Source organism: Chthoniobacterales bacterium, from assembly GCA_018883245.1.
GTDB lineage: Bacteria > Verrucomicrobiota > Verrucomicrobiia > Chthoniobacterales > JACTMZ01 > JACTMZ01.
The window spans coordinates 1-20200 of sequence record VEQL01000042.1; the positions used below are offsets into that span (position 1 = coordinate 1).

Annotated in this window: 18 protein-coding genes; 9 read left to right on the plus strand and 9 right to left on the minus strand. The window is 60.6% G+C overall.

Going from position 1 to position 20200, the window contains the following annotated elements:
- Positions 1-170 precede the first annotated feature (170 nt).
- The 7 genes from FGM15_11660 to FGM15_11690 all read left to right on the plus strand — a co-directional run bounded on the left by FGM15_11660 (position 171) and on the right by FGM15_11690 (position 7567).
- Positions 171-947 carry a PEP-CTERM sorting domain-containing protein gene (locus FGM15_11660; GenBank protein MBU3666514.1) on the plus strand — a complete coding sequence of 259 codons (777 nt, stop codon included), beginning with the start codon at positions 171-173 and terminating at the stop codon, positions 945-947.
- A 90-nt stretch (positions 948-1037) separates the two neighbouring features.
- Positions 1038-1700, plus strand: a complete 663-nt coding sequence (locus tag FGM15_11665; GenBank protein ID MBU3666515.1) for a prepilin-type N-terminal cleavage/methylation domain-containing protein — start codon at positions 1038-1040, stop codon at positions 1698-1700.
- Positions 1679-2968: a hypothetical protein gene (locus FGM15_11670; protein ID MBU3666516.1), complete on the plus strand. Its 1290-nt coding sequence runs from the start codon at positions 1679-1681 to the stop codon at positions 2966-2968. Before FGM15_11665 ends, FGM15_11670 begins: the two co-directional genes overlap by 22 nt.
- A 33-nt stretch (positions 2969-3001) precedes the next feature.
- Complete coding sequence (locus FGM15_11675) at positions 3002-3658, plus strand: hypothetical protein (protein MBU3666517.1); 657 nt, start codon at positions 3002-3004, stop codon at positions 3656-3658.
- A gap of 44 nt (positions 3659-3702) precedes the next feature.
- Positions 3703-4884, plus strand: a complete 1182-nt coding sequence (locus FGM15_11680; protein ID MBU3666518.1) for a hypothetical protein — start codon at positions 3703-3705, stop codon at positions 4882-4884.
- Positions 4885-5012: 128 nt separating this feature from the next.
- Positions 5013-6269, plus strand: coding sequence for an MFS transporter (locus FGM15_11685; protein ID MBU3666519.1), 1257 nt, complete (start codon positions 5013-5015; stop codon positions 6267-6269).
- A 194-nt stretch (positions 6270-6463) separates the two neighbouring features.
- Positions 6464-7567, plus strand: a complete 1104-nt coding sequence (locus FGM15_11690; GenBank protein MBU3666520.1) for a Gfo/Idh/MocA family oxidoreductase — start codon at positions 6464-6466, stop codon at positions 7565-7567.
- 39 nt (positions 7568-7606) lie between these two features.
- Here FGM15_11690 and FGM15_11695 read toward each other — a convergent pair whose 3' ends face one another.
- Genes FGM15_11695 through FGM15_11725 form a run of 7 tightly spaced genes read right to left on the minus strand, consistent with a single transcriptional unit; the run spans position 7607 to position 15125 of the window.
- Entirely contained in the window at positions 7607-10372 is a 2766-nt protein-coding gene (locus FGM15_11695; protein MBU3666521.1) for a hypothetical protein, read from the minus strand.
- An 11-nt stretch (positions 10373-10383) separates the two neighbouring features.
- Positions 10384-11190, minus strand: a complete 807-nt coding sequence (locus tag FGM15_11700) for a TIM barrel protein (protein ID MBU3666522.1) — start codon at positions 11188-11190, stop codon at positions 10384-10386.
- Between the two features lie 12 nt (positions 11191-11202).
- Complete coding sequence (locus FGM15_11705; GenBank protein ID MBU3666523.1) at positions 11203-12351, minus strand: Gfo/Idh/MocA family oxidoreductase; 1149 nt, start codon at positions 12349-12351, stop codon at positions 11203-11205.
- A complete protein-coding gene (locus tag FGM15_11710) occupies positions 12348-12500 on the minus strand; it encodes a hypothetical protein (GenBank protein ID MBU3666524.1) in 153 nt (50 codons plus the stop codon). The genes FGM15_11705 and FGM15_11710 overlap by 4 nt, the downstream gene beginning before the upstream one ends.
- Positions 12497-12958: a cupin domain-containing protein gene (locus FGM15_11715; protein ID MBU3666525.1), complete on the minus strand. Its 462-nt coding sequence runs from the start codon at positions 12956-12958 to the stop codon at positions 12497-12499. Before FGM15_11715 ends, FGM15_11710 begins: the two co-directional genes overlap by 4 nt.
- The gene (locus FGM15_11720) at positions 12955-14328 is read right to left on the minus strand and encodes a glycosyl hydrolase (GenBank protein MBU3666526.1); all 1374 of its coding nucleotides are present in this window, start codon (positions 14326-14328) and stop codon (positions 12955-12957) included. Before FGM15_11720 ends, FGM15_11715 begins: the two co-directional genes overlap by 4 nt.
- Positions 14329-14336: 8 nt before the next feature.
- Complete coding sequence (locus FGM15_11725; protein MBU3666527.1) at positions 14337-15125, minus strand: 3-ketoacyl-ACP reductase; 789 nt, start codon at positions 15123-15125, stop codon at positions 14337-14339.
- Here FGM15_11725 and FGM15_11730 point away from each other — a divergent pair.
- Entirely contained in the window at positions 15031-16062 is a 1032-nt protein-coding gene (locus tag FGM15_11730) for a helix-turn-helix domain-containing protein (protein ID MBU3666528.1), read from the plus strand. The two genes, FGM15_11725 and FGM15_11730, sit on opposite strands and share 95 nt — an antisense overlap.
- 270 nt (positions 16063-16332) lie before the next feature.
- On the opposite strand, the gene FGM15_11735 is transcribed toward FGM15_11730, so the two are convergent.
- Complete coding sequence (locus FGM15_11735) at positions 16333-17391, minus strand: acyltransferase (GenBank protein MBU3666529.1); 1059 nt, start codon at positions 17389-17391, stop codon at positions 16333-16335.
- Between the two features lie 856 nt (positions 17392-18247).
- On the opposite strand from FGM15_11735, the gene FGM15_11740 reads away from it, so the two are divergent.
- Complete coding sequence (locus FGM15_11740) at positions 18248-19504, plus strand: IS256 family transposase (GenBank protein MBU3666530.1); 1257 nt, start codon at positions 18248-18250, stop codon at positions 19502-19504.
- A gap of 9 nt (positions 19505-19513) precedes the next feature.
- Here the strand turns inward: FGM15_11740 and FGM15_11745 are convergent, their stop codons facing one another.
- Positions 19514-20008: a hypothetical protein gene (locus FGM15_11745; GenBank protein MBU3666531.1), complete on the minus strand. Its 495-nt coding sequence runs from the start codon at positions 20006-20008 to the stop codon at positions 19514-19516.
- Positions 20009-20200: the final 192 nt, after the last annotated feature.

A 20200-nucleotide genomic window follows, 5' to 3' on the forward strand; every position in this document is an offset into this window, starting at 1 on the left:
TCCCTGCTCGCGCCTTGCCATCCGCTCCGCCATGACCCTGCGCCACCCCGCGAGGTTTTGGGATAGGTTCTAGTCTTTTTATGCTAAACTTTGCCATTTATTCCGTTTGAAAAAGCGAGCATAGCGCCGGAGATTTGGCGTATTAAGTCAACTCGCAAACTCACATCCCCATGACCACCATGAACACCAAAACAACATCCCTGCTCACCCTGTGCTTGGTCGCCGTGTTTTCACTCGGCAATGCTCAGGCGCAAACGATCACCGTGTCGACATTGTCGAACGCGCCGACCAATTCCACATTGTCCTCCATCGGGACTCAGGCGACAACCGTGCAGGGGAGATATTTCGCCACGAACGACTTCCGGGGTGTTGCCCAATCATTCCAGTGGAACACGAGCAATGCGCTTGATGCCATCGGCGTAAAGGTATCACCAACCAACACCACGAGCGGTTGGGCTTGGTCCAACAGCACGACGCAGGCTTACACGCTGATCATCAGCTCGACCCCAAATGGTCGTGGTTCAAACAACATGTCACCGATGAGTGTCGTGGGCCAATACAGCTTCACGCTGACCGCGGCCCAAGTGAACAGCACCTCGTGGTTGAATCTCGACCTGGATACGAATCTCTCGCTGACCAATGGCAACTGGTATGTGTGGCAGATCAACCCGGTTGCTATTGACTCGCAAAAGCGGCTCTTCTTGGAAAACAACACCACGCAAGACGTTGGCAACTTCCGCCTGTTGAGGAATAATGAAATAGGCCTGCCCGGCGGCACAGCTCCTCTTAACGGTATCTTCTCGAACCAAGACAACTTGGGCCTGAACGGCGGCGCTGGTGACATGACCTTTTACGCCATGGCCATTCCTGAGCCGACCTCGGCCACCTTGGTGCTTGCCGCGGCCGGTTTGGCAGCGTTGGCTCTGCGTCGCCGCCATCGGAGTTAGCGGCGCGCAGTTGTGCCAGCACGTTGTTTGTCGCCGGCTGGTCCGTGCCAGCCGCACGGAAGTCTTGCAATCTCTTTCGACAATTTTCTGATGCCACCATTCCGCGTTTCCAGTGGGGGCAGCACGGAATCACGCGCCTTCACCCTCATCGAGTTGCTGGTGGTGATCGCCATCATTGCCCTGCTCGCGGCTTTGTCGTTCCCGGTTTTTGGGTCGATGCGTCGTTCTTCCGATCTGGCAAGCGGCGTGCAGGCGCAAAAGAACATCGGCGCGGCGCTGACACAATACATTGCCGATTCCGGCGGGAAGCTTCCCACCCTGACGTCCCACACCCAGTTTGTGGTCAAAGAAAAATTCGCAGGTGACGGTCTCATGTTGCACCTTGCCCCGTATCTGGGAGCAGCGCACCTGAAGGCGACAGATTATGTTCCCGGCACAGCCAGCAAAGCGTTCCTACGACAGGAAAACCCCCTGAACACGGCCTGCTACTGGCTTCCGTTTCGAACGACCGAACTTCTCGACGGCACCAAGGCAACACCGTTCGGAACGCGATGGGACCCGGGTGCCGTGGGAGTGCGGCTTATGGCGATCGCCAACCCTTCGCGCCAAGTTGCCCTGATTGACACAATGCCCGGTGCCGGCGCGGCCTTGCCGAAACAACCCCTCTACGGCGACCGCCGGGTCGCCATGTTTTTCGACTTTCACGCCGAGGTGGTTGCGACGAATTTTCCATGGAGCACGACGCAGCCATGAGGAGGCGGGCGCTGCCGAAGGCTGTGGCACTTGTGGCGCTTTGCACTCTGGCGGGCTGCACGCGCCCCACGCCCACCGTGCCCGCGGCTTGGATTCCGGCCGGCAACGAAATGGAGGATGTCGTGGATGCCGAGACTGGCCGCACAGTTCGCTACCTCACCAAAGGCGGGAGCATGGACACCATCTTCCACTACCACAATACGACGTGGGGCGAGATCCTGGGCCGGAAGTATGTTTTCTTCGAGTCGTCCCGCGATCGCCCGCGCGGAGCGGGAGCGACGGTGCCCGGCGAGCGGCAGGTGATGGCAGCGGATGTCGAGACCGGTGACCTGTATTACCTGACGACGATCGAATACGGGGGAAATGGCGGTGCGGACCAGTGGTTTCCGCAGGTGACAACGCCGGTGCAGTATTATGCTTTTTACAACGATAAAGCCAAAGCGGTCTTCTTTTATGACAAAAGCCGCACGCGTCTCTTCGCTTTCAACTGCCTGACCGGGGAGAAAAAGCTGCTCCGGACGATGCCGGCCGGGGCGATCCCGCGCGAGCTTTCGCACCATGCCGATGAGCGTGGCATCCGTCTCATCTACCCTTACTTGCTTGGAGGAAAGCACTACATCGAGGTGCTTGATCTCGACCGGAACTTCGACGTGACCGGTTCTTCGATCGTGCGTGACTCGCCCCCGGACGAGGCCATCAACCATATCTCGATCCGTCCAGGCGACCGCGACTCTTTCCTTTACAACCGCGTCTACGGCTCCGCGCTCACCGACAGGCAGAACCTGGTGGCCGACCTCCGCACGGGAGGGGGCGATGTGGAATTCTCCAAGGGCAGGATCGTGGATCACCCGGTATGGGGACGGCTGGGAAAATCCCTCTATTGGGACAATAACGAAGGTTGGCTCTGCCGCTACACTCCGGACACCGGGAAGGAAGAACGCTTGGTGAAGGTTGCACAGATACCGGTGCACAACCAGATCTCCGGCGACGAAAAGCTCTGGGTCTATGACACTCGCTCCGATGAAGTCTTCCGCGGCAGTCTCCCCGGCTGCTCCGTCCCCGTGGAAAACTGGCGCGGAGCGATCTGGGTCTGCCATCTGGCCACAGGCGCGACCGAGAAATACGCCGACATCCTGTGGGCTCATCCGCAACCGCGCCACCCGCACCCCCAATTTTCCCCCGATGACAAACACATTTCGTTCGTCACGGGAGCCGGGGAAAAAGACGCCAACACACGCATTGCCGTGATGAAGGTCGCTCCCCGGTGACCATCGTCAACACCGCATAAAAACTCGCATCACATGAAAAACACACTCCTCACCAAACCGCAAAACTTCGCCTTGCCCTTCCTGGCATTGACCCTGGCCGTCGCCAGCGCGCGGGCCGATTCCGACAACGCCGTCAAGCTGGGCAATGTCGGACAACCGCCCGATGGCGCCATCGTCCTCTCGACGGGGTCGCCGGGCGAAGCGGTGCAATACCGCTACTGGGATTCGTTGGAAAACTGCATTTCGCAAGCACAGTCCTTCCTCTGGGAGAGCGATAGCCCGCTTGCCACCGTGGGCCTCTACTTGGAGCCGATCCAGTCGGAGCATCCATGGGAAACCGGCGCCACCCAGAGATACAAGTTGCAGATCCGCACTGGCGACGCCCCTTCGATGGCCGGTGGCACCGTGGTCGGGGAATACGAGTTCTCCATCGGGGAGCAGAATGTCGGCACCGGTGGAAACTGGCTCACCATCAGCTTCCCGCCAATCAAGCTGACCAAGGGTGCCTGGTATTCCTTCCAGCTCTTTCCCGTGGAGATGAAAGAAGGCCAGCGGATTCTCACCGGAAGAAACTCCGGCGGCTACGAAGGCATCTGGGGATTCTGCCGCGGCAAGCAACAACAACCTTTCACCGGAGGTTTGGAAGACCGCGGAGATGACCTCACGTTTTTCCTGGATTCGTCCCGCTGACACCCGTCCGGGAACCACGAACCGTCTGATTCAGAGCGCCTCCGATGAGCACAGCACCAATGAACACAACCTCACCAAAGGACTCCACGGGGACAATTGTCGCCGCTTACTATTTTCCGAATTATCATATCGACCCTGCCAACGAGCGTGAGCACGGGCCGGGATGGACCGAATGGCAGATCATGAAAGCCGCTCATCCAAGGTTCGACGGGCACTACCAACCCCGTGTCCCGGCTTGGGGTTATGAAGACGAATCCGATCCGGCTGTCATGGAGAAAAAAATCTCCGCGGCGGCGGACCACGGCGTCAATTGTTTCATCTTCGACTGGTATCATTATCAGGACGGTCCTTTTCTCGAGGGTTGCCTTGAGCGGGGATACTTCGGGGCGGCCAACAACGACCGCGTGAAATTCTGCTGCATGTGGGCGAACCACGACTGGGTGGATCTCTTCCCGGCGAAATACAGTAAAAATCCTTACGAGCATGCCCGCCTTCTCCAGCCAGGGGCGGTCGATGACCGTGCCTTCGATGCCATCATCGAGCGCTTGGTCGGTCGCTACTTTGTCCATCCGTCGCACCAACTTATCGAAGGATGCCCGTTTTTTTCGGTCTATGACCTCGGTCGTCTGGTCGCCGGGTTTGGCAGCGTCGAAAAAACCCGCGCGGCGCTTGAGAGATTCCGCGAGGCAACGAAAAAAGCCGGCTTCCCCGACCTTCATCTCAACGCCATCGTCTGGGGGACGCCGATCCTGCCCGGCGAGACCACTCCGGTCGAAAACAGCCGCTTGGTCAACGATCTCGGGTTCGACAGCGCCACCTCGTATGTCTACGTGCACCACACGACCTTCGAACAGTTTCCCGCCGTCTCCTACCGGTCCATCCGTGACGGCTACTTGCGTTATTGGGCAGAGGACACCGCGGCGCTCGGGATCCCCTACATCCCGAATGTCACCGTCGGCTGGGACGCCAGCCCCCGCACGACGCAATCGGATATTTTCGCCAACCGTTCGTATCCTTTCATCTCGGTCATCGGGGACAGTTCTCCGCAGGAATTCGAAACTGCCTTGCGCATGACGCGCGAGCGCATGCAGGCGCGCACCGGACGCCAGATACCGATGGTGACGATCAATTCATGGAACGAATGGTCGGAAGGAAGCTACCTCGAACCGGATATGCGCCACGGCCTGGGATACCTTGAAGCCGTGCGCGCGGTTTTCGGCGCTTGAAGGCATTACGGAAAAACGGCGGTGCGCCCGGTGGCGCGCCAAAGACTTGGAGCGCGGGGACCTTGGTCTATGCCTCCGGGGGCCTGGTGGTGCTTTTTCTCTGGCTGCTGCTGGGGGATTTTTGCTGGATGATGAAAGAGCGGGCGGTCACGCCCAGTGCGCAGGTGATGTTGCGCGAATTCCAGTCGCCGGACTGGCTGGTGGGCCTCCTGGTCGGCTCGATACCGGCCGGCTTGGGCATGCTGCTCGGCCCGATCGTCAGCGTGCGCTCCGACCGCCACCGCGGGCGCTGGGGACGACGCATACCCTTCCTGCTTGCGACGACCCCTTTTGTGGCACTGGCGATGTTCGGATTGGCGGTGACACCCTCCTTGGGCGAATGGCTGCACCAGACTCTCGGGGCGAAATCGCCCGGACTCATGGCTTCCCGGATTCTGGTCTTTTCCCTTTTCTGGACGGCGTTCGAGATCGGAACAATTGTGGTGAACCCGATCTTCATGGCGCTGTGCAACGACGTGGTGCCGCGGGAACTGATCGGACGGTTTTTCGGGCTTTTCCGGGCGGTGAGCCTCGCGGCGGGCATCGTTTTCAACTTTTTCCTCATGGGCAAAGTGGCCACTCACTCGATGGAGATCTTCGTCGCCCTGGGACTGCTCTACGGTATCGGGTTCGGGATCATGTGCCTGAAGGTCAAGGAAGGCGAATATCCGCAGCCGCCGCCCGAATCGTCTTTCCGTCGCGGCGCACTGCTGGCCCCGGTCATGACTTACCTGCGTGAGTGCTTCTCGACGCCGTTTTACCTCTGGCTTTACGCGGCTTTCATCCTCGGCTATGCGGCTGCTTCACCCGTCAACACCTTCAGCATTTTTCACGCGCGCAGTGTAGGCATGAGCGACGATCTCTACGGCAAGTGCCTCGCCCTTTCCTACACGATCTCGCTTTTGATCGCCTACCCGCTGGGAGCTCTCGCCGACCGCTTTCACCCCTTGCGCCTGGGTCTGCTGTCCACCGCCGTTTACGCTCTGGTCATGCTTGCCGGTTTCCTGCTCCCCGGAACAATCAATGCATTCTTCGTCATATTCGTCCTCCATACCGTGCTCTCCGGGGTTTACCTGACCGGGACAGCGTCGCTGGGTTCGCGACTGCTTCCGAGCGCCCAGTTCGCGCAACTGGCGTCGGCCATAACCATTCCCATGGCGATTTTCTTCATGGTTCTTCCCCCCGCACTGGGCACGATGATCGAAGTGTCTGGCCACCAATACCGCTATTCCTTCCTGGTCGGCTTTCTCATTTCGATTGCCGGCACGATCGCCTATTTTGTCCTTTTCCTTCGGTTCAAGCGTCTCGGTGGCGACCAAGGCTACGTGCCCTTGGAAGTCAAGTGAGGCAAAACCAGCTGCGCGACATACTGCCCTTGCGCTTTTGATCCAGTCGCCAGAGAGCGGACAGTATTGAGTGCGGTAGTCCGGCGGTGCAAAATTTGCGGAACCCATGGATGGCCGGCACCGAGCAGAACAATCATCCGAACCCTCCGGGAGATCGACCGCGCGGCGCTACGAACACAACCCAAGAAGATCGCATGAGCGCGAATGACGGAATGAATTACGCGCCGAGCGGCAAACCGGCACCGGTGTGCAAGCCCGGCGATTTCAAGTTTGCCGCGGTGCACTTGGAGCACGGGCACATTTACGGCCAGTGCAACGGTCTGGTGGAAGCGGGCGCCTCGCTCAAGTGGGTCTTCGATCCGGATCCGGTGCGGGTGCGCGCATTCCTTGAAACATACCCGCAGGCCCGCGTGGCGCGCTCGCTGGACGAAGTCCTCGAAGATCCGGAGATCATGATGGTTGCCGCCGCGGCGGTGCCCAGTGAGCGGGGACCGTTGGGTTGCCGCGTCATGCGCGCCGGCAAGGACTACTTCACCGACAAGACGCCGTTCACAACCGCGTCACAACTGGACGAGGCGCGCCGGACCGTGGCGCAGACATCCCGGAAGTATGCGGTCTATTACAGCGAGCGGCTGCATGTGGAATGCGCCGTCCACGCGGGGCAATTGGTGCGCGCGGGTGCCATCGGCCGCGTGCTGCAGACGCTGGGCACGGGTCCGCACCGTCTGAGCGCAGCTTCCCGCCCGCGATGGTTTTTCGAGCGCTCCCGATACGGGGGCATCCTCTGCGACATCGGCAGCCACCAGTGCGAGCAATTCCTTTTTTACACCGGCGCCACCGACGCCCGCGTGGTCCATGCGGCCGCCCGCAATGCAGCGCACCCGGACTACCCGGAGTTGGAGGATTTCGGGGAATGCGTGCTGCAAGCCGACAACGGCGCCTCGGGATATTTCCGCGTCGATTGGTTCACGCCGGACGGCCTCGGCACCTGGGGCGACGGGCGGCTCATAATTCTCGGGACCGAAGGCTACATCGAACTGCGCAAATACACCGACATCGCCACATCCAACGGGCCGGACCAGTTGTTGCTCGTGGACGGCAAAGGCGAGCACCGCATCGCGTGCGCCGGCAAGGTGGGCTACCCGTTTTTCGGGCAACTCATCCTCGACTGCCTGAACCGCACGGAAAATGCGATGACACAGCAACACGCGTTCAAAGCCGCCGAACTGTGCCTGGCCGCCCAAGCAATGAGCGACAAGTGCAGCACGCAACCGGCGACGGAAATGTCGCTGTCATAGTTGCAGGAACTGAAAATGTATCTCGACGCCGAAGGGATGTCAGCGCACGTCCACGGTCGTGCCTCTGGGCGCCTTGAAACGGACATGCGGCCGGCCGTCTTTCAAATCCCAGCGGACATGCAGGTCGCCTCGCGGCATGGGCACGACGCCCTCGGCCCACAGCAGGTTTCCGGGCTGCGGGGCGATGATGACTTTTTCCCATCCCGGCGCCGCAGGACGCACACCGAGCGCGTAGGCGGGAAGAATCCAGGCCGGTCCGGCTGACCATCCATGGCACCACGAACGCGTCGGCAACCCCGGCCGGTGGCGCCCCTCGAACATTTCCCACGCGGCGGTTGCGCCTTGGTCGAGCATGCGCCCCCAATGCTCCGCGATGCCCCGGCAAACCTGCGGCGTTGCACCATGGGCGCAGGCTTGCAGCGCGCCGAGCGACCACATCCACGGAGTGCCCGTGGGCACCCAGTCTTCGGGGGGAGACAAAACGCGGCGGGAAACTTCCGCCGGATTTTCCGGCAATCCGGCCCGCAGCGCGCAGATTTGCGTGGATGCGGTGACGAGCGCCGAAGTGATGCCGTTGGCGCGGGTCTCGCCGAAAGCATCCTGTCGGCGAAGTTTGAAGCGGCGCATGATGGCGGCGCGCAACTTTCCGGCCGCCGATTTCATACGCGCCGCCAGCTTGAAGTCGCCGGCCTCGCGGGCCAGCCACGCGGTGTCTTGAAAGGCGGCGAGCGCCAGGCAGTTCTCGTGGCAATAAACCGCGTGCCGGACACTGTGGCAGTCGTCCGCCTGACCGTTCCAATCGAGAAAATGCCAGACATTGCCGTGCATCTCGAACAATCCCTCGTCATTCGTCGAACGCAGGACAAAGTCCGCCTGCCGGGCAAGCGCCGGCAGCATCTCGCGGAGGAAGGCCACGTTGCCCCCCATCTCGTAATGCGCGCGGACGCCACTCACCCAGAAGAAGCTCCAGTTGGGAATAATCCGATCTTCCCAGGAACCGGGCACCTGCGAGTTTACCAGCGGCGTGCGCTCGAGCGACCGGGCAATCATGCGCAGACTGTGCTCCGGCAGCGAAGACTCGCCCTGCACGTAATGATGCACCGGGATGAGCATGCTGCAGGTGTCCCCCACCCAGAGCGTCTGCTCATAGACGGCGTCCACGAACACATCCATGCTGCTCATGCGCAGCGTGTGGGCGCACATTTCATAGATCTGATTGAGCCGCGTTTCCGAGCAGGCGAAGCGGCCGCGAGGATTCCAGGGAAAAGTCTCCGAGCGAATTTGCGCGTCCAACAACCTCAACTCCCTTCCTTCGGGTCTGATATCGAGGATCAGGTGCCTCAGCCCTCGCGTGACGATGGACTCGAACCGCTGCCTGCCGCCCTTGCAAAGGACGCGGGCGGTGTTGCTCATCAATTCGGTGAATTGCGGCCCCTGCGGACCCCATGCCTCCACGCCCATTATCTCGATCACGCTTCCCCGCGGGGCGTCGATCTCCAACGCGATCCGGCCGAGACGCTCCGCACCGAAATCAAGCACCACGCGCCGCGGTGTGACGCCCGGGGAAATGGACAATGGCAACCCCGCGAGCGGCACCGTCGGGCCGGGTTCTCGCGCCGTCATCGCGACATAGACATCGTGTGCCGGCGTTTGAGCTGGAGAAACCGCCCGCCAACCGCGCAGCGCGGCAAGCTCCTTCCATGTTCTCGCCCGCCGGATCAGCGCGCGCTGGCCGGCAGGTTTGCGGAACACCCACGTCGCGTCACCGAAGCCCGGCAGCGGCGCACGCGCCAGTCCGGGAATATCGGAAAGACTCACGCCCACGTCGGTGTCGTGCGTGACGCCGTGCCAATCGAGCACCAACACATGGCTGCCGCGCCGCACCGGAACACGCGCCTCAAGGTCGAAGCGCGCTTGCTGCAATTTCACTTCGCGCCCGTCGAGAAAAACCCGGACCGGATTGCCATACATCGCACAACGACGCAGACGCAAAATGCCGGCTTGTGGCGCATGGAACGCGGCGGCGAAGAATCCATCGGTGCGCTTGCTGTTGGCGGCGCGCATTTCGCATCCCAGATCATTGCCTGCACGCAGCGAGAGCACCAGGCCCTCGTCCGTGGTTTGGCCGCAGTCGCGTGCGCCCACGGGCACGGATGTCTCGCCTCCCAAATCCGGAATGGCGCGGGGCTTCAACGGCCCCCATGGCTCGGAAGCTGCACCGCCGATTTCCACCACGCTGCCCCACCCTTTGCCAGTCGCCGGCCGGCCATCGCCGGCACCCGCCTCGAGCGCGAGATCCACCTGCTCCTCGAAACCCATTTGGCAAGCGATACGCGGCGCGGCGACGGCATAAGCAGCTGCCGTGCGGCCGCGCCACGCGCGCGTGCTGCTCGACAATGGCAAGCCATCGCCCGCGCTCACCTCGCAAATCATGCCCGCACGCAACACCAGCCCGTGAAAAGTTCCCTCGCCCCAATGCACCACGCGCACATCCACCACATTGACCCCGACATTCAGCAGGCGGGTGATGTCATGCTCATCATAGTAATAATGTCCCGGGTATCCTCGGGCCGGTCCGTGGCCAACCAACCGGCCATTCACATGCAAGCGGTAGCGCGAGTCGGCGGAAATCCGCAAATGCACCCTGCGCGGCTTGTTTTTCAGCGAGAACCTTCCCTGAAAATCCGCCACGGCATTCACCGGCAAGGGATCGCCAAGCAGCCAAATCCAGCGCGCGGCAGGGGAAAACCCGGCGCAAACACCGGATAAACCGGACAACTCGGATCGGGAACCGGGATTGGCCATTGTTCAATCTTTCAAGAGGCAAAGCCCGTCAACCGGCGCAGGACCGAAGCATCGGCGGCAAGCGCTTCCGGGGCGTCACCCTTCACGAATTCGAGCAAAGCGTCGGCCTTGATTCCTGCGGCGCGTATCGTTTCAAGCCATGAATGCCAATCATCCTCGCCTTCGCACAGCGACCGGCGGTCGGCCGGATCGCCCGGAACCCAGTGAAACACATGGACGTGCGCCAAGCGCGGCAGGACCGCTCGCAGGCTGCGCTCACGCTGTTGCGCATCGAGCAAAACGAGCGGTTGCCAGAGGGAGAAGATGTTCGGATGCGGCAATGCACCGAGAAGACGGCCCGCCGCTTCCGCATTGTCGTGCAAAGTGCCGCTGTGAAACTCGAAGGCGATGCGGATTCCACGCGCATCCGCCAGCCCAGCAATGCGTTCGGCATCAGCGCAGACGTGGCGGAAATAAGCTTCGTCAGCAACTTCCGATCCGCGATTGCCGGCCCAAACCCTGATGCACGGGGCGCCCAAGGAGACGGCCGTCTCGAGAACGTCGGCAAACCGAGGCTTGCCTCCCTCTCCCTCGTGCCCCGCACGGTAATAGGAGCCGTAGCAAACCGTCTCCAATCCCGCGGCGCGCGTCAGGGCCGCCACATCGCGCGCACGCTTTGTATCGCCGGCCGGCACATGGACATCCCCGCCCCACTCGAGCACCTGCAGCCCGCAGGATTTCGCGACCGCGACAATCTCTTCGGGCGCAAGTTGACGGAATGTCACTGTGACCAGCCCCGGACGTCCTCGAGTCCCGGCACTGGTGAGCGGGTCAGGCATCGACAAAGCGTCCTATTTGAGAGGCGGGACGTCGAGCCAGCGGCGCTCGGCCCAGGATTGCAGCCCCAACTCGGCCAGTTGCACGCCCTTGGCTCCTTCGCGCAGGGACCAGGGAAAAGGTTCGTCTTTCACCACGTGACGCAGGAAAAGCTCCCACTGGACCTTGAACGCGTTGTCATAAACCTCGTTGGAGGGTTGCGTGATCCAACCCGCCTTGTAGTCGATCGGGCTGTCCAGATCCGGATTCCACAAGCAACGCGGCGTGGCCGAGGCATGCTGGACGGTGCAGTTGCGCAAGCCGGCAACCGCCGATCCCTCCGTGCCATCGACCTGCAGCGTGAGCAAATCGTCGCGTTTCACGCGCACGCACCAGGAAGAGTTGAAGTGACAAACAACACCATTGGTCAACTCGAAGGTCGCATAGGCCGAGTCGTCGGCGGTGCACTTGTAGGGCTTGCCGCTTTCGTCCCAGCGTTGCGGGATGTGCGTGGCCCCGAGACACGAAAGCGCTTTGATCTCCCCGAAAAGATTCCGGATGACGTATTGCCAGTGGCAAAGCATGTCCACGATGATGCCACCGTCTTCTTCCTTGCGGTAATTCCACGAAGGGCGCTGCAACTTCTCGTGCTCTCCGGTGAAAACCCAGTAACCGAACTCGCCCCGCACGGAGAGGATTGTGCCGAAGAAGCCGGTATCGATGAGATATTTCAGCTTGAGAAGTCCGGGCAACCATAGCTTGTCCTGCACCACGCCATTCTTCACACCGGCTTCCTCGGCCTCCTTGGCGAGCGCCAGCGCTTCCGTCGAAGTCGTGGCCGACGGCTTCTCGCAATAGATGTGTTTGCCGGCCGCAATAGCCTTGCGCACGCCGACCGGCCGTTGCCCGGTGAGCGTGGCATCGAAATAGATGAGGTTGTGCTTGTCCTTGAGCGCCGCGTCGAGGTCGGTGGTGTGGCGCTTGACACCCGTCCGCTCAGCCAGGGCCGCAAGCTTGGCTTCACTGCGTCCGACGAGGATCGGATCGGGCATAATGCCTTCATTATCACTGATTTTGACCCCGCCCTGATCAATAATGGCCTTGATCGACCGGATCAGGTGCTGGTTCGTCCCCATGCGCCCCGTCACGCCATTCATGATGATGCCCACGCTGTGTGTTTTCATAAGTTTTTCACGCAAAGTTCGCCACGGTCGCGCAGTCGCGCCGCGGGCACTTGCTCATAAACCGATTCCAGCAGCCCCGGCCCAAGTTCGGTGTGCAACCGAAACGCCTCATCAAGCACCCGCTTGGCCAAAACATCCTCCTCCTTCATTCCTTGGCGTCCTTGGCGAACGTTGCGTGACACTGCGGTTGCGCCCCCGGGGGAAGAGGCGGCACATCCACGCCCGCAACGGGCAGGGTGCCGTCGAGCTCCTGACGCCAATGGGCAACGTCGCCGGCAGGGCCGTAAACGTAGATCATGCGCATGGGCGTGGATCCCGTGTTGGTGAGTTGGTGAAAAACTCCCGAAGGAATATAAGCGGCCTGACCCGCCTTGATCGTGCGACGCTCGTCGCCGAGGCACATTTCCCCCTCCCCCTCGACTATGAAATAAATTTCCTCCTGCTCCTGGTTGTGCCAAGGGACCTGTCCGCCGTTCGCCTCGAGCGTGACATTGCCCATGGCGAAGTTGCCCGCTTGGATCGGCGACATCCCGCCGACAATATTTTGCGTTCGGCGCCGCGCCGGATACGTGCGGCCATGAATTTCGGATAGGTCGGCGATGATCATGAGTAAAACGTGAGGTAAGGTCCGCGTCCGGCCAGCCGGAGAAGATAAAGCGCAAGTTCGCGCGCGTGGTAATCCCCCCACATAGCCGCCTCGCCGCACGGAACCTTGCGTCCGGCGGGAACATGATCCCATCCGTTCGGACGATGATAAACCGTGTGCAGAAGCAAGCCTTCGTGATCCGAATCGCTGCTCAAGTAAGGCTCGGCAAACAGAGTTTTTGCCGTGGTCAGACCCGCGGCAGAATATTTTCGCCCGGCCTCCGGCTCGCCGTGGTTTTCGAGCCAGCGACCGAGACGCAGCAACCCCTGTGCGGAGATCGCCGCAGCCGAACTGTCCACCGGCTCATGGTCGCTGAAAGGCTCGGCCGGACGATCAAGATAATTTCCCATCTTGGCCAAACCGGGCGCACCGGTATCCCAGTAGGGAATTCCGTCGGTCGGCGTATGGTCCAGATAAAAGTCCGCCGCTGCTTTGGCCGTCTCAAGGAATCGTGCCAACACGGCCTCCTTGCCACCGTAGGGCCCGAATTCCTCCGCCGGAAGTATTTCGAGAAACTCCAATTGCTCGGGATAACCGCACAGCACCCAGGCGTGGCCGCGAGTCCATGTGGTGAACGGCGAGTAGCCCTGCTGCGATGACGGACACCGGTAGTTGCCGTCGTTCGTGTTGAACACCGACTCGTGCACGACCCGTCCGCGCACGTCGTAGATGTCGCGATTTTTTCCAAAATACACGTTGTAGCGCGACGTCGTGTCCGCATGCTGGATGATGCGTCCGAGCAGCGACACCGCTCTGTCGTTTTCGCCCATGAGGCGATGTCCGAGCAAATGCGCGAGGGCCAGTGCGCGCATCGTGCGGATGGTGTCGGAGAAAAGCGAGTGCGGGCCGTTGAACGAATAAACGTAACCAAGCTCCGGCGTGATTTGCGTCCAGCGGGCCGCCTGCACCGCACCGCTGGCCTTGAGGGCCAGATCGTAAAAATGGGCTTCCCACTCGTCCGCCGGCAACCGCCCCTCGCGCAAGAGGCGGCGCAGGTTGCCGTAGGTGCTGACATTGTTGAATCCGTGGTCGTGCACGCCGGTGTGCGTGACATGCGGCGCCATCAACTTCAGCGTTCCCTCGCGCCCGATGCCCAGCATTTCCCCGTCGCCAGTAGCGTCGAACTGCAGAATGGCCGCTCCGAACTGGAACCCCTGGGTCCACTCGGTCCAACCGCGCGACGTGTAGCGGCCCTTGACCGTGAATACCGGCGTGCCGTCGGCATCCTTCCAGCGCTTTTGCAGCGCGAGGATTTTCGGGGCGGAAGCCTCAAAGACACGGACCGCGTCTTTTTCCAGACTTTGCGGCGTCAGCGAAGTATCAAGCTTGATCATAATTCTCAAAGACGCCGCAGTTGGAAGCCGCCGTCCACGTCGATGACGGTGCCGGTGCTGAAAGGGAAATCGCCGCGGCAGAGTGCGGCCACGGAGAGCCCCACGTCCTCAGGCGTTCCCCAGCGTTTTTGCGGCACAAGTCCGCCGGCGATGAGCTTGTCGTATTTGTCTGTCACGCCGGCGGTCATGTCCGTCTTCATGATGCCCGGTCGCACCTCGTAAACTTGCACGCCCTCGGCAGCCAGCCGCACGGACCACAACTGCGCGGCCATGGCCAGGCCGGCTTTGGCTATGCAGTATTCGCCGCGGTTGACCGAGGCGGTATGCGCGGAAATGGAAGTGACGAACACCAATTTGTAGCCGCCGCGCAAAAGCGACTCCCCCGGATGCGCCAGCCACCATTTCGCCGCGAGTTGGCTCAAAAAATACGGCCCGCGCAAGTTGACTGAGATGACCTCGTCGAAATTTTCCTCGTCCGCCTCGGCAATATCGGTGCGCACTTTGGGAGCAATACCCGCGTTGTTGACGAGTCCGTCCAGACGGCCGAATTCGTCGAGAACCGAATCGAACATGGCCTTCCCCTCCGCGGTGGACGACAACTGCGCGGAAACCGGAAAGAACTTCTGGCGCGAATCCTTGGCTGCGTCGCGGCAAAACCGGACGGTTTCGTCCGCGGCTGCTCGATTGCTCGCGTAGTGGATGGCAATATCGTGGCCCTCCTTGGCAAGGCAAAGCGCGATGCCCCGGCCGAGCCCGCGGCTTGCCCCGGTGACGAGAATGACAGGACGCGTCATGGCCCCACTTTGCCGGCAAAAATGCGGCGACTCCATGGGCGAAAGCGCTTTCTCCAGCACAAACACGACTTTATTTATTGTGCTTATGCCCAAAATTCCTCGGAACCCCGTCTCCCCCATTGTTCTGCGGCGTTTGCGGTTGCGGTGTGGGAATTGGTTCGTGCGTTCTTTGCGCGTCAACCGGCACCTCCAGCCCTTCGACCGATTCGCACCGCACCGGCATGCGCACGGCCAACTCCTGCTCTATTTGCGCGGACACGGAGAACAACGGGTCGGGCCGAAGAAATACCCGGTCGGTCCGGGATCTGTTTTCTTCGTGCCCCGGGGACGCATGCATGAATTCCGCGAGCAAGCCCCGCGCCGCGCCATTTGTCTGGTGGCCGATCTTGGCGGTGCGGCGCCGAAGAACAGCCGTTTCCGCTGCGGCCGACTTTCCGCGGATGCACTCATGGCCGTGCGCCAGCATGTAGCCTCGCTCTCGGGAGAACGCGGCCGCGACCTCGACCTGATCGCCGGGGCTGCCATGCTCTTCATTCTCGACGCCTGCCGCCGTGCCTGCACGGGCGAACCCGCGCCCGAGCGCCCCGGCGCCACCATCCTCGCGCGATTGCGCCGTGGTTGGCATGCGGACAATCAAGGCAACTGGCCGCGCCCGGGCGAACTCGCCCGCCGCACCGGTCTTCAGAAAGACTACCTCAATCGTCTCGTTCGTCAGGCCAGCGGCCTCACGCTGGGGCAATGGCGCGACCGCGAGCTGCTGCGCATGGCGGAGAACGAACTGCGCCGCGGCAACCGCGTCACCGCGGTGGCCGACGAACTGGGTTTCCGCGACCCGAGTTATTTCGCCCGCTGGTTCCGCAAACAAACCGGCTTGCCGCCGTCTCACTGGCAACCAGTCTGGCTCCGCAGCTCATCGAGTGTTTCGAGAGCCTCCTAAAGAAACTGTGCGGCGAACAGAGAACCGTTGCGATTCATTCTCGCGGGCAGGTCGAACTGGTTGGCCTGGGTCCGAGCGAACAGGCCCTACAGATTCTTGATCGCCGCGGGGGGAACATTCCTTTTTGCCGCGGCCGGTTTTTACTCGCCGCAACTTGCGCCACCCCTTCCGGGCACGATTCCGACCGCCATCTCCATACCATGCGTTCCGCCGGTTACAGAAACAACGTGCCCCTCCAAATCGAAAGACCCGCCATCATAACATTCCTCCTTATTTTAAAAACGCATTCGTTAAGAATTGATTCATCACCGGGAACCGCTGCGTGCGGGTGGCCACGAAGCCGAACACAAAACGATGCCCGGCAGTCAGCAGCACAGAAGCCGTCAGAACAAATAAAAACAGCAGTGCACCAGGTTGACGGACAAGTGAAAACGCCCCGGGATTCCATTGCACCACATACAATACAACAATATGCCAAAAGTAGATCCACAGACTGGCCGAGCCCAAAAAAGCAATCCCCGTTTTGAACCGGCCCGTTAGCGGGACTTTCATGCAAACAAGACTCGTGAACACGGACATCGTCAGGCCCCATTGGACATAATAGATCCCCGGCGGATATTTGGAGTTTTGAGGCTTGAACCAACTTCCCATTTCTCCCGGATTAAAGCCGTGCTTGAACAGAATACACAGAATCAAGGCGGCTGCCGATGCCAGCAGAAACACAACCCGCCCGCGCCATTGCAGACAATTCAGTAACATTCCGGCCCCGAAAAGCACCGAGTAGCCCAGTCCGAAAAAGATGTAATCAGAGACAAGCGTCCGAACCCAGGTCGTCACGGGCAAAGGCATGTAGTTCAACATCAATTCATAGCCGATATAAATATTCAGCAAAATCGAAACAAATGCCGTGTTGCCCACCCGCTTTTGCAGCGCATGCAAGAGAGGCGCGGTCAGCGCGACCAGCAAAAACACGCGGATAATCCAAACATAGCCAATGGAGCCTTTGTTCGAAAGAAGGAAACTTTGCGTAATTTGACCCCAACTAAACGGATCTCCCGCCACAAACAGCGGGGCGATACAAAACAACAGCGTCAGAAAAACCCAGCATGGCAGGAGCAGGCGTAAAAACCGACGGATGTAGTAGGCTCCCAGTTTTAGTTCCGCAGGCGCCGACATCGCAAACGCCATTCCGGAAACAACCGCCATCATCGGCACATCAAAGTTCCGGAGTTGAAAGAGCAGGGTTTCCTTTGAAATCGTATGGGCCAAGATGATCAGCACCAGCGCCGAGGCCCGCATGAGATCAATCGTGTTGTCCCGCTCGTTCATTGTCCCGCCTTCTCAAACTTCCAACACCGCCGCATCACTCGGACAGTCGAATTGCCATCCGCACGTTGTGGAGAGCATAAAAGTGCTTGTATAGTAAAATAAGTTTTTTGTTTGGAATCCTATATCCGCCGGCAACGTCTCGAGAAAACTAGAGTCGCTCGGGACAACCCCACAGCGACAGCACCTGCGGGCGTTCTCCGGGTCTCAATTTGCGCGGTTTCATCGTCTGGGGTCTTTGGCCGCGGCGGGAACCAACCCGGTAATCCGCGAAATGAAGGCATGCCCAATCAAGCCCACGCCATGCACCGTCGCAAGCACGGCGTTTCCCTTGGCACAAAACCGCATACGATTGGCACGGATCGTCTCACACATCATATTACAGACGCCCATCAGGCGGGTTATTTCCATAACGGAGCCATTGGAACTCACCGATGCATTCTCTTCAAACGCCATCGAACAGATCGCACTGAGCCATACTCACCCTGACGCATCAAACGAACTGGCCCCGGTGAACTCGGCGGTAGCGGTTTGGCGGCATGCCGTAGCGGACTTTGAAGCGCTCGCATCCGCGAAAACCTAGGCACCGATCCGGTCGCGGAGCTCCTCCTGCGCAACCTGCTCAACGACGCAGCCCGGGATCTCGACCAGCCGCTGGCGGAGTTGCCCGCCGATTTCGACCAACAACTCAGAGCCATCGGATACGAATGAAAACGAACTGCTTCTGAAGGACAGTCGAGGTATGACCGAAAGTTGTGGCTGGGGAAAAAGTTGCAGGTGAACCTGACGGGGTAGTGAAAAAACAAACCCGGTCGGTCGGCACGCGCCGGCGACCAGAACCCGAAAGGAAACACCTGCTATGAACAACGATGGAATGATCCGGCTCGCGGAGCGAGCCAAAGATGAAGGGCGCAGCGTGCTGGATGGGATTATCCGGCAAGGGGCGCAGAAGATTCTGCAAGCGGCTTTGGAGTTGGAGGTCGATGAACACTTGGCGAGGCTGGGGGCCGACGCCGATGGCCGGAAGCTGGCGGTTCGCAACGGGCGGCTGCCGCAGCGCGAGGTGCTCACGGGGGCGGGGCCGGTGGCGGTGGATGTGCCGCGGGTGAGGCACCGTGACGGCGGAGCATGGGGCAGCGCGATTTTGCCCAAATACCTTCGCAAGACGCCGAGTGTGGAAGGGCTCATCCCGTTGCTCTACTTGCACGGGGTATCCACCGGGCAGATGCATGAGGCCTTGGAGGCGCTGGTGGGCCCCTCGGCCCGGGGCTTGTCGGCGACGACGGTGGTGCGTTTGACGCAGTGCTGGCAAGGCGAGATGGAGCAATGGCGGCAGCGGGACTTGGGTGATCGGCGGCATGTTTATTGGTGGGCCGACGGCATTCATTTTCGCGTTCGTCTTGGCGGCGACAACCTTTGCGTTTTGGTCATCGTCGGGGCCTTGGAAGACGGCACCAAAGAGTTGGTGGCCATCGATGCCGGCTACCGCGAGAGCAAGGAGAGTTGGCTGGAGGTATTAAAGGGGCTCAAAACGCGGGGGTTGTCCCAGCCGCCCAAGCTGGCCATTGGAGACGGGGCCTTGGGTTTCTGGGGGGCATTGGAAGAGCAATACGGCGAAGCGGTCGCCGCCCAGCGTTGCTGGGTGCACAAGACGGCCAACGTTTTGGACAAGATGCCCAAGAGCGTGCAGCCGCGGGCCAAGGAAATGATCCACGAGATGTATCTGGCCCCGTCGCGCAAGAAGGCGCTGGAAGCCTGGGAGGATTTCCGCAAGGCCTTTGCCGCCAAATACCCCGCGGCATGGAACTGCCTGGAAAAGGACAAGGAACGCCTCTTCACCTTTTACGACTTCCCCGCCGAGCACTGGGCTCACCTGCGCACGACCAACCCGATCGAATCCACCTTCGCCACCGTTCGCTTGCGCACCGCGCGAACCAAGGGCTGCGGCTCGGTCGTCGCCACCCTGGCCATGGTTTTCAAACTCGCCCAACTCGCGCAGAAACACTGGCGAAAACTCAACGGCCAAAAACTCCTGCCCAAGGTTCTCCAAGCGGTGCGCTTCGAGGACGGAATCGAGCAAACCAAACCACCCGCCAACCAAGAAATCGCCGCCTAACCAACCCTCTTATACCCGCCAGACTTCACGCTGCGGCCACACTCCAAAACACAACTTTTGACAATACCTCGCGCGGACGGCGGCGCGGATTTCGTCGATGAACGGGGCAAAGCGCGGCGGCAGTTCCCCGCGGTCGGACTTGCCTTGATGCCGGGCACGGAGGAACTCTTCGTCGAGCGGCGGCCGCCGTTCGGGCGAGGCGGTGGCCGCGGCGAGCGGCTGGCGCACTTTCCAATCAGCCGACCACGGGGCGGGGTAGCGGGATTGGTGCAGGAGTTTGAGTGCTGCCTCGGCCTGCTCGATCTGCCAACCGGCTTTGCCTTGGTCAGCCAGATGCTGCAAAAAGGCCTCGACATCGGATTCCCCAGCGTCCACGAATTTGCGAGGCGAGAGATACTTCCCCCAAGCCATGACCCAATTGGCCCAATATGGAATCAATGATTCCTGCACGCCCTTTTTCCGGGCCAAGTCCCCGAACTGCTCGCGAAAGCTCGAATGGGCCATAGCGGATGGAATAATTCAACAATCGCCCCTCACTTACAAGTAATATGCGACCAGTCGTAAAACCCAATATTAACGAACTGTCGTATACTATACGTTAGGCATCTACCAATCACATGAGCAAAAAAGCATACATTATCGCCTCCGGCTGCTTTATCGTCGGAATCCTTCTAGGTGTTGTGGCAAGCACTGCTT